At 38.6% G+C, this 15,708-nt stretch carries 13 protein-coding genes; 11 read left to right on the plus strand and 2 right to left on the minus strand.

Translation table 11 applies throughout. The annotated features are described in order from the left end of the window. Nucleotides 1–3: 3 nt before the first annotated feature. Nucleotides 4–1,161 (minus strand): zinc-ribbon domain-containing protein, encoded by a 1,158-nt coding sequence (locus tag AC0VYJ_RS04310; protein ID WP_430243861.1) that lies wholly within the window; start codon nt 1,159–1,161, stop codon nt 4–6. 699 nt (nt 1,162–1,860) lie between these two features. On the opposite strand from AC0VYJ_RS04310, the gene AC0VYJ_RS04315 reads away from it, so the two are divergent. The 8 genes from AC0VYJ_RS04315 (at nt 1,861) to coaW (ending at nt 9,084) form a co-directional block, all read left to right on the plus strand. Further along, the gene (locus tag AC0VYJ_RS04315) at nt 1,861–2,445 is read left to right on the plus strand and encodes a TetR/AcrR family transcriptional regulator (protein WP_430243859.1); all 585 of its coding nucleotides are present in this window, start codon (nt 1,861–1,863) and stop codon (nt 2,443–2,445) included. A 1-nt stretch (nt 2,446) separates the two neighbouring features. Then, on the plus strand, nt 2,447–2,770 hold the full coding sequence (locus AC0VYJ_RS04320; RefSeq protein WP_194220337.1) for a DMT family transporter: 324 nt from the start codon (nt 2,447–2,449) through the stop codon (nt 2,768–2,770). A gap of 12 nt (nt 2,771–2,782) precedes the next feature. Next, complete coding sequence (locus tag AC0VYJ_RS04325) at nt 2,783–3,100, plus strand: DMT family transporter (protein ID WP_194220338.1); 318 nt, start codon at nt 2,783–2,785, stop codon at nt 3,098–3,100. Nucleotides 3,101–3,156: 56 nt separating this feature from the next. After that, nucleotides 3,157–3,285, plus strand: coding sequence for an RAxF-45 family protein (locus AC0VYJ_RS04330; RefSeq protein WP_475366616.1), 129 nt, complete (start codon nt 3,157–3,159; stop codon nt 3,283–3,285). A 197-nt stretch (nt 3,286–3,482) separates the two neighbouring features. Next, a complete protein-coding gene (gene abc-f / locus AC0VYJ_RS04335; RefSeq protein WP_475367451.1) occupies nt 3,483–5,342 on the plus strand; it encodes a ribosomal protection-like ABC-F family protein in 1,860 nt (619 codons plus the stop codon). Continuing rightward, nucleotides 5,339–6,145: an AAC(3) family N-acetyltransferase gene (locus tag AC0VYJ_RS04340; RefSeq protein ID WP_475366617.1), complete on the plus strand. Its 807-nt coding sequence runs from the start codon at nt 5,339–5,341 to the stop codon at nt 6,143–6,145. Before abc-f ends, AC0VYJ_RS04340 begins: the two co-directional genes overlap by 4 nt. A gap of 152 nt (nt 6,146–6,297) precedes the next feature. Beyond that, complete coding sequence (locus tag AC0VYJ_RS04345; RefSeq protein WP_475366618.1) at nt 6,298–8,139, plus strand: PAS domain S-box protein; 1,842 nt, start codon at nt 6,298–6,300, stop codon at nt 8,137–8,139. A gap of 138 nt (nt 8,140–8,277) precedes the next feature. Beyond that, on the plus strand, nt 8,278–9,084 hold the full coding sequence (coaW, locus tag AC0VYJ_RS04350) for a type II pantothenate kinase (RefSeq protein ID WP_475366619.1): 807 nt from the start codon (nt 8,278–8,280) through the stop codon (nt 9,082–9,084). A 65-nt stretch (nt 9,085–9,149) separates the two neighbouring features. On the opposite strand, the gene AC0VYJ_RS04355 is transcribed toward coaW, so the two are convergent. After that, nucleotides 9,150–10,256 carry a GGDEF domain-containing protein gene (locus AC0VYJ_RS04355; protein ID WP_475366620.1) on the minus strand — a complete coding sequence of 369 codons (1,107 nt, stop codon included), beginning with the start codon at nt 10,254–10,256 and terminating at the stop codon, nt 9,150–9,152. Between the two features lie 144 nt (nt 10,257–10,400). Here AC0VYJ_RS04355 and AC0VYJ_RS04360 point away from each other — a divergent pair, with 144 nt between their 5' ends. The 3 genes from AC0VYJ_RS04360 (at nt 10,401) to AC0VYJ_RS04370 (ending at nt 15,679) form a co-directional block, all read left to right on the plus strand. After that, nucleotides 10,401–11,075: a response regulator transcription factor gene (locus AC0VYJ_RS04360; protein WP_475366621.1), complete on the plus strand. Its 675-nt coding sequence runs from the start codon at nt 10,401–10,403 to the stop codon at nt 11,073–11,075. Beyond that, the gene (locus AC0VYJ_RS04365; protein WP_475366622.1) at nt 11,072–12,439 is read left to right on the plus strand and encodes a sensor histidine kinase; all 1,368 of its coding nucleotides are present in this window, start codon (nt 11,072–11,074) and stop codon (nt 12,437–12,439) included. The genes AC0VYJ_RS04360 and AC0VYJ_RS04365 overlap by 4 nt, the downstream gene beginning before the upstream one ends. A 168-nt stretch (nt 12,440–12,607) precedes the next feature. Next, nucleotides 12,608–15,679 carry an efflux RND transporter permease subunit gene (locus AC0VYJ_RS04370; RefSeq protein WP_475366623.1) on the plus strand — a complete coding sequence of 1,024 codons (3,072 nt, stop codon included), beginning with the start codon at nt 12,608–12,610 and terminating at the stop codon, nt 15,677–15,679. Nucleotides 15,680–15,708 lie beyond the last annotated feature (29 nt).

A 15,708-nucleotide genomic window follows, 5' to 3' on the forward strand; every position in this document is an offset into this window, starting at 1 on the left:
CTGCTAATCCAAGTACCATGTGAAATGATCAATCTCGACTGTGAATTGATCAAGATCCTTCACGTCTTCACCTACATCGTAGATCATAAAGTCAAATTTACCTGTATCGTCAGGATAAAGTTTGTCGGGGTTAATATAAACCTCCCCTTTATCAAACTCTTTTCCATCTCCGTCCAATACTTTATAAGAAGCCCCGATCGAATTGACGGGAACAGTGGCTTTGCTTGTGACCGTACCTGTTACTTTTAATTCATTGTAATCTGTCACCTTTGTTTCTAATTCATTGAGTTCAATCGCGCTTGTACGATTCATTTCTTCTTCTTTTGCTGCAGCAACCATAGCATGTTCAATTCGCTTTTGTTGCTCCTCCTCAAACGAATTTCGTCTCTTTTCAATTACGGTTTGGAGGTTTGATAGCTTTTCGTTACCTTTATTGATTTCTAAGCCTTGTTCTACTGAGTTTAATGCTTCCGTAAAGTGGTTCTCTTCCAAATAACCATTTGCTTCATTAATTGAAAAGTCGACAATTTGATTTCGAATTTGTCCGGCTATGTCTTGGGCTTCATCCACTTGTAAACTTTCAGCCCTTGTTAACACAGGTTTCAATTCATCAATGGATTCTTTCCCTTTCATATCATACTTTAATTCGGCAACCATCACAGTTGTCCGAACCGTTCCGATGTCTTCTTGTAAAGTAGAGAAAAGATCACCTTTATAGGATGCTGAGGTTTGCTCAGCTTCTTTAATCAAATCTAAGGCTTTACTGTAGTTATCTTTTTTTCTTGCGGTTTCCGCCTGTTTTAAAGTCTCTTCAACGTTTAATGCGATCGTTACAATATTTTCGTTTTTTTTGGCAGCGGGGAAACGAGGTCGGTTTTGTTGAGCCTCATTAAATTCTTTTTGTGCTGCTTCGAGCTTGCCGTTTTTAGCTAATTCCTCTCCCTTTTCAAAAGAGCGAATCGCTGCCTTTGACGTTGATTCTTCATAAAAATAATATCCGGCAAGTGTGCTAGAAAGAAGAAAAAACACCATCACTGGTAACCAACGCCACAGAATGGATAGGCTATGCTTAGATTTATTTTGAGTGACTAGTTCTTTTCCACAAGAGAAGCAAAATTGCTCATCATCGCCTCTTTTTTTTCCACAATGTGGACAGTACATCCTTATTCCACCTGCTTTCAATCTCAATTGCTAGTTATATTTTGACACATTTCCCTTGTAAGGGAAATATTTTTCAGTAGGTTGTTGGGGAATTGAAATATAAAGCAATTTTCGCTCAAATCGAGTAAGAGCTTACTTATAAAATAGCCTATAAAGAGGGGGAGGGATTGATTCAAAAGACATATTTCTTTTTGTTATGATTAAAAGTGAATAGATTGTACTAGTTCAAAGGACATCAAATCATGAAAAAGAAGTTACTTCGTTCGATTGTACCGGTATTGAAGGACCTGTTCACACCTATACCCCTTTGATAAGATGATCCTAAGACCCCCTTTCAAATATTCCGTTACCAGGAAGACCGGCATTTGCCGGTCCTTTTTTTTTGCCCCGATAAATGTGTAGCATTCATTTTCACTATAATCGATCAATGACAAATCACTCTCTTGTTTGTAGATAATCCTAGAATAAGCATGAAATGAAATAAATCTTCTTTTTTTGAAACCTCATGAGGTAGTTGCTCGTCTAATTAGTTGAAAACCCTTATTCCCTTAGATGTAGCCACTACGATATTTACCTAGTGGCTGCTTTTTTTGTGATCGTTGCATAAGATAGGAATTGTTGATATAATAACTAACGAGTGGTAGGCAAATGCCTGCGTTTTTTATTTGTTAACAACTAACGATCGGTAGGTAATGTTATATGAAAAAAGAATCGACTCAGGATCGAATTAAAGAGGTGGCCCTCATTCTATTTGCACGTAATGGATTTGAAGGGACTTCCCTTTCGGATATTGCTAAAGGAGTAGGCGTAAAAAAACCCTCCTTATATGCGCATTATAAAAGTAAAGAAGATTTATTTTTAGGTGTGATTCATAAAGTATCAGTTGATTACAATGCGTTTTTTGTAAAGACGGCTGAACGATTAAGCAATCAATCACCTGAGAAACAATTATATGACCTTCTTCGTGAAAATACAGAGTATTTACGGAATGATGAAATGGGACTTATTTTCAAAAGAATGATGCTATTTCCACCAGAGTCGTTACGGAAGGAAATCGCTCAAATGTTTGAAAAAACGGAGAATGTGATGAAGAGAGTGATTAAGTCTATTCTCGAGCAGATGCTCCCAAATGAGGAATGGGAACGAGTTTTTGATGCTTATTTATGTTTACTTGACGGTATGTTTGAACAAATTTTCTACTATTCACCTGAGGAACATAATAAACGGTTAGAAAATTCTTGGACTCTATTTATTAAAGGCGTTCATAGTAGGGAGGAGAAATAAGATGGCATGGATCTATCTTGTGATCGGTGGTCTGATGGAAGTATTATGGGCTATTGGATTAAAATATTCAGATGGCTTTACGAAACCACTTATAAGCTTGTTAACGATAGTTGGTATTGCAACAAGCTTTTACTTTTTCGCTAGAGCATTAAAATATTTACCTGTAGGTACAGCATACGCCATATTTACAGGATTAGGCGCAGCAGGGACAGCTGTGATTGGAATGATGTTCTTAAATGAATCGATTAGTTTCATAAAACTATTTTTTATCTTATTGCTTATTTCTTCTATTATCGGTTTGAAGTTAAATGCAAAGGAAGCTTAGGAGGGAAGCAAAATGGCATGGATTGCATTGTTAATCGCTGGTCTAGGTGAAGTTGGCGGTGTTATTAGCTTGAAGTTATCAGAAGGATTTACAAAATTAAAGCCTTCTATTTTTACAATTCTTTTCGGGAGCATGAGCTTTTTTATGTTGTCTTTATCATTAAAAGCTCTACCGGTAGGAACAGCCTATGCGATATGGACTGGCATAGGATCAGCGGGCAGTGTATTGATCGGTATGTATTGGTTTAAAGAACCCAAAAATAGAATGCAATTAGTGTTAATATCTTGTGTTGTCATTTCTGTCATTGGTCTTCGCGTAGCTGAAGGTTGATTTTGTCAGAGCATTCAGATAGAATGAAAGTATTAATTTAAGGAGGTGAGGAAGGGATGTCTAACGCTTTTGTACGTACGGAATTTATGGATTATGTATCAGTTTGCCGTGCGATTTTTCATGAAGTAGCTGCCGATGGGACAGGTGTGTCCAAAAACAGCAACTTCATAAGAAACAAAGCGTAAGGCTCTCTTACCCTGCTTCAGGCGGAATGTATAAATTTACTGAAAAGAGAGCGGCAAATTTGTCGCTCTTTTTTATTTGCTTTAAGTATCTTAAGGTTTTAGTAGACTTAAAGTGAAATGATGCCAGATTCAACCACAGGTGAGGTGTATCCTTATCTGTGGTTTTTTGTATGCTTATCTGAATGAAAGGACTGATTATAATGATCGTTACAGCACAATCAATTAGTAAGATGCTTGGTGGAACTCTTATTTTTGAAGATATATCTTTTGAGATAAATGCGAAGGAACGTGTAGGTATTGTTGGAAGGAATGGTTGTGGAAAGACGACTCTTTTTCAATTGTTAGCAGGTGTTGAGCAGGTAGATGATGGAATGATTTATTATAAAAAAGGGGCAGAGATCGGATACTTAGCCCAAATTCCAAATTATCCAGGGGTACTGGTAGAAGATGTCTTAAGAAAAGCTTTTAGTGATCTTGTAGAAATGCAAGAACGAATGAATGTACTTGAATCTCAAATGGCGAATGGGCAAGAAACCGAACGTGAACTTAAAGAATATGGGCAATTACTTGAGAGTTTTACTCGTAGGGGAGGATATGAAATAGATTCATCTATTCAAAGTGTCGCGAATGGACTTGGTATTCAGCATTTGTTGAATGCATCATTCGATCGTTTGAGTGGAGGAGAAAAGACAAAAATAAGTCTGGGGTTACTGTTATTAAAAGAACCAGATTTGCTCTTACTTGATGAACCAACAAATCACCTTGATGTGGAAGCGGTTGAGTGGCTTGAAAGTTTTTTAAAGCAATATAGTGGAACGGTCTTAATGATCTCACACGATCGGTATTTTCTTGATGAAGTGGTTACGAAAATAATGGATCTTGAAGATGGTGAGTTAACCGTCTATCACGGATCTTATAGTGAGTTTGTAAAGAAAAAAGAAGAGTTGTTGCTTACAGAGTTTGCTGCCTATCAGGAGCAGCAAAAGAAGATCAAAAAAATGAGAGAAGCGATCAAACGTTTAAGAGAATGGGCTAATCAAGCTAATCCTCCGAATGCCGCCCTTCATAAGCGTGCAAGAAATATGGAACGTGCTCTAGAGCGTATGGACAAATTGAGACGTCCGGTTTTAGATCGGAAGAAAATTGGCCTGGACTTTGACGTGAAGGAGCGCAGTGGAGAAGATGTTCTCACTTTCGAAAATGTTACAGCGGGTTATAAACAAAACGTATTATTTACTGAAGTTGATTTGCACGTAAGGTACGGTGAGCGGGTCGCTATTGTTGGGAGAAACGGAAGTGGAAAGACAACGCTTCTAAATGTTCTGCTCGGAAATGTAGATCCTTCAATTGGACAAGTAAAGGTAGGCGGAAGTGTGAAAATCGGTTACCTTTCTCAACATGTCCTAGAAGATCGTGGAGAAGAACGTGTCATTGATGTCTACCGTGAATCAGCAAAAGTATCAGAAGGAGACGCTAGACATGAATTAGCTCGATTTTTATTTTACGGATATGACGTTTTTGCTAAGATTTCTTCCTTGAGTGGTGGCGAGAAGATGCGTTTACGTCTTGCTGAATTGATGAGTAAGGATCTAAATTTATTAGTTCTTGATGAGCCAACAAATCATCTTGATATTGACTCCAGAGAGGTATTAGAGGATGCGATTGAGCGCTTCCCTGGGACGATCGTTTGTGTCTCGCATGATCGTTATTTTCTGAATAAGTGTTTTCCAGTGACATATTGGATTGAAAATCAACACCTTTACCAGCATTTGTATAGTTATTCAGAAGCTAAGATAAAGCACGAGGAAATGATTGATGGTTGGAGGTCAAGGAAGAGTATAGTCCCGTCACCTCCCATTCAGAAGGTGGAAAATAAAACGAAATCGCATTCAATAGAATGTGAGCTTGAGGAAATTGAGTCCCTGATTGATCAAATCGATCAAAAGCTTAATGAAATGAAGGACCTTACAGAGCTTCAAGCCTTATTTGATGAAAAAGAGAAGCTGAGCATCAAACGAGAATCATACTATGACATCTTACTGGAGGAAGAATCATGACAGAGAGAAATGTAATGAATAAGGTATATTTCCCCCTTACAATCGATAGTCTTGAAAAAGATTTGAGAGAGCTTGGGGTAAAGGACGGAATGACATTAATCGTTCATACATCTTTAAGCTCTTTAGGATGGGTATGCGGGGGTGCAGAAGCTCTTATATTAGCATTGATAAGAGCTGTTGGAGAAGAAGGAACGATTGTCATGCCAGCGCAGTCAGCGAGTAATTCAGAGCCAGCAGACTGGATGAATCCGCCAGTTCCAGAAGAGTGGTGGCCTATTATTCGAGAGAATATGCCAGCATTTTGCTGTGATACCACTCCTACGCGTGGCATGGGAGTGGTAGCGGAGTTGTTTAGAGCATTCCCAGGTGTCGTGCGCAGTTATCATCCGATGTACTCGTTTGCTGCCTGGGGCAAACATAAATATTTCATTACAAATGACCATTTAATCAAGAGTGGCTTTGGAGAGGAATCACCTCTTGGAAAGATATATAAGCTTGATGGAAAAATTCTTATGCTTGGAGTAGGTCATGATAGTAACACTTCATTTCACCTTTCTGAACACGCTTCAACCAAGAAGGAACGCTCAGAAAAGTCTGCAGCAATAATCGAAAATGGTGAGCGAGTATGGAAAACATATACAGAGATTGATTATGATTCAGATTGCTTTGATCAAATTGGGTTTCAATTTGAAAAGAAAGAACACTTTAGAAGAATGAAGATAGGTGCTGCCATATGCAAACTTTTTAATCAACGAGATCTCGTTGATTTTGGACGTAGGTGGTACGAAGAACGTTCTAATTGAACAAAGGAGGAGAAGTTAACGTCATTTGTTATCTTCTTTTTTTGAATTAAAGAATAGTTGCAGGAAAACGGCTATTTTTAAAGAAGATATGTAAGTATTCATATCCCTCAAAAGACCCGCTGCACGAATATCATATTTTAGAAGGAGAAGCTATGAATCATAACGAGAATACAGCTATCTATAGACGTTCGGGCCCTCCTCCTGAGAATGAAACTAAGGAACAGAGGGATGATAAATTAGCAGGATTAGTTAAGTACTACGAAAGTTCTACTACAGCACTAGTTGTTCAAAAAGAAGAAAAGTGGCTTTATTTAAATGATGCGGCCGTTCATCTTCTCGGGTTTGATCACTTTAGTGAACTCGAAGGTAAGTCAATTTGGGAGACGGTTCATCCAGAAAATAGAGAGGTTGTTTCAAAGCGGATCGAAGCTTCTATTAATGGTGTTAACCCTGGAGTTCTCGTTCAAAGATGGTTGAAAAAGGACGGGTCCTATATCTCTGTTGAAGTTACTGGGATTCCTGTGGAGAATTTTCTTGGGCAAACGACAGCGATTATTAAAAAGGTTGATTATGATCGTGCCAATGTACAAAATACTCTTGAAAACTATCAACTCATTACAGAGAATATGAATGAAATTATAAGCTTACTTGATCCGAAAGGAAATCTACTATACGTTTCACCTTCATATAGAGCATACGCAAGAGAAGGAATTGAAGATGAAATTGGACGTAGTTCAATTCGATATGTGCATGAAGAAGACAAGGAACGTGTAAGAAAAGAATTTTTTAAATTAGTCAAATATCGACAGCCCCTTATCATTCAATACCGTATGCAGCGTAAGGATGGAATATATCGTTACATTGAATCACAGGGGACATGTATTTCTAATGAAAATGAGCGATCTTATGTTGTCGTTTCAAGAGATGTTACGGAGAGGCATGAGGCCGAAATGCTGCTTCATTGGAATGAAAAAAAGCATCGTATGATTCTAGAACATAGCAATGATTTAATTTGTATGATGAATAATGAAGGAACATCTGTTTATGCATCACCTTCTTATAAGGAAGTATTAGGATATGAACAGAATGAAGTTGTAGGAAAAGATATTTTGACATTTATCCATCCTGATGATTTTGAAAAGTGTCAGAGAGCCATTCAGAAATTAACTGAAACCAAACAGCCTATTACGACTATTTATCGTAAACTGCATGCTTCTGGACATGATATTATACTTGAAGCAAAAGGAATGGCCGTTATTGATGAAGAGGGAAACGTCAATCATTTCGTGTTTATTTCAAGAGATATCACTGAAAAGATTCAACTTCAACAATATCGCGAAAATATTGAGAAGCTTGCATTGATAGGAGATGTAGCAGCAGGATTTGCCCATGAAATTCGGAATCCTCTTACTTCCATAAAGGGGTTTGTAAAGCTTCTAGCAAGGCAGGAGGAAAGTGATCGTACGTATCATCAAATCATTGAAGATGAGCTTACCAATATCGAAGAAGTTGTGAATGGCTTTATTTCTCTTGGTAAGCCTGAGGCTTCTGAGGTAGCTGAAGTAAGTTTGCTGAAGCTAATAAAAAACGCGATTACAGTCCTTACGCCACAGGCTTCATCAAAAAACATAAGAATTAATATAAGTAGTCAGCTCAAGTCAATTGTTATTCGATGTCAGAGAAACCAAATGAAACAGGTATTTATCAATATTCTTAAAAATTCGGTTGAAGCCATTGAGCAAGATGGACAAATTGATGTGATTCTTGAAGAAAATCAGAATGGGGTCATCATTGAGATTCATGATAATGGCATGGGAATTGACGAAGAACGTCTCGAGCGGATCGGGGTCCCTTTCTATACCAATAAAGAAAAAGGAATTGGGCTTGGGATGACCGTTAGTAATAAAATCATAACCGAGCATAGAGGACGACTTAAAATTGAAAGTAAGCCAGGACAGGGTACAAAGGTATTAATTCAACTACCGAAAGAGTGATCCATTCATTCGTGCAAAGCCCCTCTATTCTTTCAAAGGATAGAGGGGCTTTGACTCTGTCTGACTATGTTTTACTTGTTTAAACGAACTGGGATAGAATAAAACTATCTCATTAAGATAGGGAAAGAAGGGGTGAGTATGGCAAACAAAATAGGCATCGATGCTGGTGGGACATTAATTAAAACTGTGCATCTTGAGAATGAAAAATACTGCTATCAGACTTTTTCAACGAGTGATATAAGTGATGTTGTGTCATGGGTGAAAAGCCATGAGGAAGCAAAGTTAATGATTACTGGTGGGAAGCAAATGGCTCTTGCTAAGCTTGTGGATAATGAAGTCGAAATGGTTCCGGAATTTGAAGCGACTACATCAGGCATCCGAGCGCTAGTGGATCAAGCAAAGCTTCATTTACCTGATAACTATTTAGTAGTGAACGTTGGAACTGGTACATCAATTCATTCTGTTAATGGCCAGAGTGCTGAAAGACTTGGAGGAACTGGAGTAGGCGGTGGAATGCTCATGGGACTTGCTTACTTATTGACAGCGCGAACAGATTTTCAAGAGATTACTCGACTAGCAGAAAAAGGCGATCGAAATGGTATCGATTTAAAGGTGAAGGATATTTATGGAGATGCCTCCCCCATTGGCGGTGATTTAACTGCCAGTAATTTTGGTTTCATTGAGCGGATGAAGCAGCAAGAAGTAAAGGATGAAGATGTGCTGGCAAGTTTAATTGGAATGATTTCTGAATCGATTTTAATGATGGCTATCCCATTTGCGAAAACCATTTCTACGTCAAACATTGTATTTATCGGTTCTACTTTTCAATCGAATCCATTATTTAGACAGCAGCTTGAACGTTTTGAGGAATTATTTGATATCAAAGCTTACTTTCCACATCTGGGGCAGTTCAGTGGAGCGGTCGGAGCATTATTATATCGTTAAACAGGGTTCATATAGAATCATGAGATAGGAAATGAAAAAGGGGCAGGAAGCCCCTTTTTTTAATACTAATAGACTTTCATGGTATGTTCATTTGAACAAATGCGATTTCGTCCACTTCTCTTTGCGTGATAAAGGGCTTCATCTGCTTCTCGATAAAGCTGAGCAGGAGATGGAACAGTTTCGGGAAAAGTACTTGCACCGAGTGAAGCGGTGATATGAATACTTACATCCTTATTGATTGCAAATGAATTTTCCTCAATCATGGATCGGACCCGTTCTCCAATCTCCAAAGCCTCTCTATTAGTGCAATCCCCTAATAAGATGGTAAATTCTTCTCCGCCATTTCGAGATACAACATCGTTTAATCTAGCAGCACTTCTTAGTGTCTTACCAAACTGTTTTAATACGATATCTCCAGCTGCGTGGCCATATGTATCATTCACTTTTTTAAAATGATCGATATCAATGACTAGAAGTGACAATGGCTTGTTATCGTCCGTAGCTGCTTCTTGTATCGCGCGATTTAACGCTTCATCAAAGCTTCTTACGTTGTTTAACCCGGTAAGGGGATCGATAGTAGCACTCTTTTTGTATTCTTTAAACAGATGATTTATTTTTCGTAAATGCTCTGTTGTGTAAATCGCCATTACTCCTGTCACAGTGGATGTAATCCAGAAGAGAACGTTGATTTCACTAAATAAGCTTTTTATATCAAGTAGCAAGTAGACGATTAAGATACTGAAGACGAGATTGGAATAAAGGAGCATCCAGAGAGCTTTGATGAAAATCCCAATCTTCCATTCTCTAAAGATAAGGTAACCGATATAAAGAGAAGTTAGCAAACCAAGTGAAACAAAGGAAGAAAGATTTATTCCAATGATAAAGCGCGTTATTTGGATCACAATAAGAGCAATAACTCCAGGAACTGGACCTCCATATAAGGTGACTAGTAAAAGAGGGATATGTCTTAGATCGACAATGGTCGTTGCATCAACTTGAATGCTATATATCATCAGGAAAACCCCGATTATTCCTGCATACAAACCACTAAGGAATTTTCTTTTCAAAGAAGATGTTCGTGATAGATTTTCTTCTCTAAAAAATTGATAATAAATAAAAAGTAGAGCTAGTATAATCATCATATTTACAAAAAAGTCATGTATTAACTGCATTCGATTACACCTCGAATTTCTGGTGATTTCTTTCGACTTTATTTTACCATTTTCAATAAATAACCGGTTCATTTTTATCTACTCGTTCATATTCTATTCACACTAGGCCATTACACTATCAATATAGAAAAGGAGCTAATGATGATGATTACGATATTACTCGCAGACGACGATCCCAACATTCTTGATTTAATGGCTCTATACATAGAAAAAGAAGGATTTGTTGTTAAGAAAGCTTCAGATGGAAAGGAAGCAGAAAAAATCCTCGAGACTGATAAGATAGATCTCGCGGTTATTGACATTATGATGCCCCATATAGATGGATGGCAGCTATGCGAAGAAATCAGAGCATATTACGATATTCCAGTTCTCATGGTTTCGGCAAGAGGGCAGGCCTCTGATAAAGTGAAAGGTTTTAAACTTGGAACTGATGATTATGTCGTCAAACCATTTGATCCCATTGAACTTGTTATGCGCGTAAAAGCATTATTACGGAGATATCACATTCAAAGTGCGAAGAATTTATCAATAGGGTTATTTAAAATGGATGCAGAATCATTTGAAGTAGCACTTGGAAAGGAGAAAATTTCTTTGCCAAAAAAGGAGTTTGAACTTCTGTTTAAATTAGCCAGCACTCCAGGTAAGATTTTCACGCGAAACCAATTGATTGAATCAATATGGGGTTATGATTTTCAAGGAGACGATCGAACGATAGATGTTCATGTTAAACGAATCAGAGAGAGGTTTAATAGTAGGGACACCCCTTTCGTAATTAAAACTATGCGTGGACTGGGGTATCGACTGGAGTTAATCAAATGAAGCGATCGATCTATCTCAGGAGTGTCGTTATCTATATAGGGGTCGTTTTGATTAGTCTCATTCTTTCTTTTTGGATTATGAATGTTTATTATATTGATACCATCCGAGAGCGTCTCCAAAAAGACATTACAGAAGTTGGACGTCAAACGATTACCTTATATGAGAATTCCAATTATACGGATCCAGTTGAATTTATCGCTAATATTCCTACGTTTAACTATAATCTCATCATTTACGATGAATCTGGTAAAGCGCTCAATCCTAATGACAACGGGCAGTGGGGAACCTCCGATGACCAAATTGAAAAGGTGTTGAACGGTGGAGTTGTTCGTGTGAATGATCGGTCAGTTTCCCCTCCGTCACAACTAAATGTTGGTTTACCATTTCAGGACAACGAAAGTCGGTATGCTCTATTTATTAGACCTGACCTTTCATTTGAAGAAAATACGATTAAACGAGTGATGCTAACGACATTATTACTTGTACTTATAATTGGGAGCTCCATCTTTGTCATATTAATGAGGTATGTCGTTCGTCCAATTCAACACCTGACAGAAGCGACAAAAAAAGTAGCTATAGGTGATTTTACTGTTCGAATAAATAGTGAACGTCATGATGAGATTGGTGACCTTTCGAGAAGTTTTGATCACATGGCGCACGATTTAAGTCATCTAGAAGAAATGCGTCAGGAATTCGTAGCAAATGTTTCTCATGAAATACAGTCTCCGCTTACTTCGATCGGCGGCTATGCTAGGGTATTGCAGGATAACATGTTAGAAGAGGTTGAGAGAAAGAAATACCTTGGTATTATTCAAAAAGAAACAGAGCGCTTATCCAAATTAAGCGAAAATCTTTTGAAAATGACAACACTTGATGCGGATGATCCTATGTTTCACCTTAGAAGCTATTCACTTGATGAACAGCTCAGGGAAGTGATTGTATCTCTTGAAGCGATGTGGGCTGAAAAAGGGATTGAGGTTGAAGTTGATTTAAAGGAAGTACAAATCGAAGCCGATTATGATCAACTAAGCCAGGTTTGGATAAATTTACTATCAAATAGTATTCGGTATACGGATTCAAATGGTGTTATCTCTATTCAAATGATAGAGAAAGTAGAAGAAGTGATCGTAGAAGTAAGAGATACAGGGAGTGGTATACCGGAAGAAGACCAGGCTTATGTATTTGACCGTTTTTATAAAGCGGATAAAGCAAGATCGGGTAATGGAGGTAGCGGTCTTGGCCTTGCGATTGTTCAACGAATCGTTCATCTTCATCAAGGGAATATTTTGCTTGAAAGTAAGGTAGGCATTGGTACAACGATCACTATTACACTCCCTAAACTGAAAAAGCGAGAAGAAACGTAAGTGTTTCTTTTCGCTTTTTCTATTTATTCCTAGTGATAAATTTTTGCAAAGATTAGCGGTGGGGGAGATGGAGATAATAAACAGCACTGAAAAGATAACAAAAGTTTGTTCATAATGCGTTCATTTTCGCGTCGTATACTGATGTCAGATCAAGAAGGAGTGAATGAGATGAAATTTCTTACTAGATTTAGTTTAAAGAATACGATTGGTGTTCTGCTATTGACGATGCTTGTTTTGGCAGCTGGAATCATTTCTACCAATCAAATAAAAGTAGAGACTTATCCCGATGTCACATTCCCTGCGCTTATTATTCAAGGGGTCTATCCGGGGGCTTCAGCAGAGGCAGTTGAACAGGAAGTAACGACCCCCGTGGAAGATCTACTCGAAAATAGCACGAAATATGATGACTTAACGAGTACATCTTCTGAAAATGCCAGCACCATTTCTCTCATGTATCCGTTTGGTACGGATATTGAGGAGACGAAACGAGAACTTGAAGATATCGTTTCGAAAGCGGATCTTCCAGAAGAAGCCGAAGTTAAGGTCATCAGCATGTCCGCAGGAGCGAGGCCAGTGTATGAATCTGCGCTCTCATCAGAAGATGCGGATGCCCTTCAAAAAAAGCTTGAAGATGTGATTGTTCCAGAGCTTGAAGGACTTGCAGGAGTGAATAGTGTAAGTTTAAGCGGAACAAAGGAAACGACACTCTCTATTAAAGTGGATGAAGAGAAGGCAAGTGAGTATGGGCTAACATTAAATGATATTAAAGATAGATTAACACAGAGCGAGTATAGCCTCCCTCTTGGATCAGTTGACGACGAAGACACGACGATTCCAGTCAAACTACAAGGCTCTATTGACTCCCTTAAAAAATTTAAAAACACAAAATTTGTAATTGAAAGCAGTCAGTCACCACAAGGGGCCCAGCAAAATTCACCACAAGAAAGTAAGCAAGTTGTTCTTGAGGATTTTGCTGACGTTATGGAAGCATCAGAGAAGAATGAAATTTCTAGGTTTAATGGACAGGAAAGCTTTCTCATTCAGGTAACAAAAAGTCAGGATGAAAATACGAAGGACGTTGTCGATAAAGTGAAAGAAGTCCTTGGTGAATATGAGACAGAAGATGTGCAGTTATTTACCATCCTTGATCAAGGTGAAGAAGTAGAAAAATCAATCTCTTCTCTTCTTAAAGAAGGTGGATTCGGCGCACTGTTCACAGTCATTGTTATTCTCTTGTTCCTGAGAAACATTCGTGCAACCATTATTGCGATTATTTCTCTACCAATTTCTATTCTAGGAACAATTGCCCTCCTCGATCAGTTTGGCTACACGTTGAACATTATGACGTTGGGTGGTCTTGCAGTTGCTGTTGGGCGGATTGTAGATGACAGTATTGTCGTCATTGAAAATATATATAGATGGCGTCAGGAGAATAAAGAAGAGTTGTCCAACAAAGCTTTAACCTACTATGCCACAAAAGAAGTATTAGGGGCTATTGCTTCTTCATCCATTGCGACACTCGTTGTATTCTTACCTCTCGCATTTGTTGGGGGCATACTTGGTGAATTCTTCAGGCCATTTAGCTTGGCTGTCGTTTTCTCAATCTCGATTTCACTCTTAGTTGCACTGATGTTGATTCCGGTTCTCGGGAGTGCATTCTTTAAAAAAGTGAAGCATCACGATAAGGAATCAAGATTAAGTCATTTATATGAACGTTTTATAAGAGGGGCACTTAAGAAAAAAGCGCTCGTCATTGTAACATCCATTCTATTACTCGCAGGTTCTCTTGCGATGATTCCCGCACTTGGCGTTTCATTCTTACCAGCGGGGGAAAGCGATTCTTTCGAGTTAAATGTATCACTGCCTCCTACAACACAGCTTGAAGATACAAATGAGGTTGCAAGTCAAATAGAAGATTATTTGGATGAGAAAGAAGAGATCGACTATAGTCAAGTATCAATCGGAATGTCAAGTAGCCCAATCCCAGGCGAAGGGGGAGGACAATCAAAGGATAATGAAACGACTGTCTTTATAAAACTTTCGAACAGTGATGACCTTCAAACTACATTAGAGGCGTATGAAAAGGATGTACAGAACATTGTAGAAGAAGCTTATGAAGAAGGTACTGTTAAAGCAACAGAAGTGCAACAGGAAGGTCCACCGAGCGGAAACGCGATTGATGTTAGCTTGTATGGAGACGACCAGGAGAAGTTGACAGAAGCAGCTACTCAAGTTGAGGAACTTCTATTACAAGACAGAGAATTAACAAACGTTTCTAACAATCTTGAAGAAGTTCAACCAAAATGGACAATGACGCTCACTGATGAAGGTGAAGATGCGAATGTTAATCCATTCCAGATTATGCAACTTGTAAATAGTCGTTTGCAACCACTTGATGGCGGGACAATTGAAATTGATGACCAGAAGTGGAAAATGTCTCTTTCTTATAATGAAGAAGTAACATCAAAGCGGGAGTTGGAAGAGCTTCAGGTTCCAACTGCAGATGGAGTGCAACCATTATCAGATCTTGCTTCAATTGAAGAAACGACAGCACCAGTAACGCTTTATCATGATGATGGCAGAACGTCTGCTTCAATTTCAGCTGATATTAAGTCCGATGATACTGCACAAATTTCACAAGCTGTTGAAGAAGATCTCAGTGTACTTTCTTTACCAGAAGGCGTTGAAATGGAAGTTGGCGGTGGTCAGGAGATGATTACTGATGGCTTCGCTGACCTGGGACTTGCGATGATTGCAGCGATCCTTCTCGTATTTTTTGTATTAAGTCTAACCTTTAGAGGAATTATTACACCGATCGTGATTCTATCCTCATTAATATTTGTTCCAATCGGATCATTAGCTGGACTACTGATTGCAGGTCAAACGCTCTCTATGAGTGCGATGATTGGGATGCTTATGCTGATCGGTATTGTAGTCACGAACGCAGTAGTGTTGCTAGATCGAGTAGAAACGAACCGAATGAACGGTTTAGAAATGACAGAGGCTTTAGTTGAAGCGGCGAAAGTGAGATTGCGTCCAATCATCATGACGGCTCTTGCAACGATCTTTGCCCTCATTCCTCTCGCGCTTTCTAATTCAGCATCAGGTCTCATTTCAAAGGGACTTGCGATTACGGTCATAGGCGGATTGACTACCTCTACATTATTAACACTCGTTTTCGTCCCGGTCTTTTATGCAATGATCGGAAAGTATCGTCGAATGAAAAAAGAAACGTTTTAAAACCAACTCTTCCCACTGTGCTTCTTAGC

The sequence above is a fragment of the Anaerobacillus sp. 63XJN7_5_ISO-PGPR-S23-430 genome, assembly GCF_056173695.1.

Excerpts from the sequence above, each read along its gene's own strand:
- AC0VYJ_RS04310 (WP_430243861.1), bottom strand. The coding sequence starts at position 1,161 with ATGTACTGTCCACATTGTGGAAAAAAAAGAGGCGATGATGAGCAATTT.
- AC0VYJ_RS04315 (WP_430243859.1), top strand. The coding sequence starts at position 1,861 with ATGAAAAAAGAATCGACTCAGGATCGAATTAAAGAGGTGGCCCTCATT.
- AC0VYJ_RS04320 (WP_194220337.1), top strand. The coding sequence starts at position 2,447 with ATGGCATGGATCTATCTTGTGATCGGTGGTCTGATGGAAGTATTATGG.
- AC0VYJ_RS04325 (WP_194220338.1), top strand. The coding sequence starts at position 2,783 with ATGGCATGGATTGCATTGTTAATCGCTGGTCTAGGTGAAGTTGGCGGT.
- AC0VYJ_RS04330 (WP_475366616.1), top strand. The coding sequence starts at position 3,157 with ATGTCTAACGCTTTTGTACGTACGGAATTTATGGATTATGTATCAGTT.
- AC0VYJ_RS04340 (WP_475366617.1), top strand. The coding sequence starts at position 5,339 with ATGACAGAGAGAAATGTAATGAATAAGGTATATTTCCCCCTTACAATC.
- AC0VYJ_RS04345 (WP_475366618.1), top strand. The coding sequence starts at position 6,298 with ATGAATCATAACGAGAATACAGCTATCTATAGACGTTCGGGCCCTCCT.
- coaW (WP_475366619.1), top strand. The coding sequence starts at position 8,278 with ATGGCAAACAAAATAGGCATCGATGCTGGTGGGACATTAATTAAAACT.
- AC0VYJ_RS04355 (WP_475366620.1), bottom strand. The coding sequence starts at position 10,256 with ATGCAGTTAATACATGACTTTTTTGTAAATATGATGATTATACTAGCT.
- AC0VYJ_RS04360 (WP_475366621.1), top strand. The coding sequence starts at position 10,401 with ATGATTACGATATTACTCGCAGACGACGATCCCAACATTCTTGATTTA.
- AC0VYJ_RS04365 (WP_475366622.1), top strand. The coding sequence starts at position 11,072 with ATGAAGCGATCGATCTATCTCAGGAGTGTCGTTATCTATATAGGGGTC.
- AC0VYJ_RS04370 (WP_475366623.1), top strand. The coding sequence starts at position 12,608 with ATGAAATTTCTTACTAGATTTAGTTTAAAGAATACGATTGGTGTTCTG.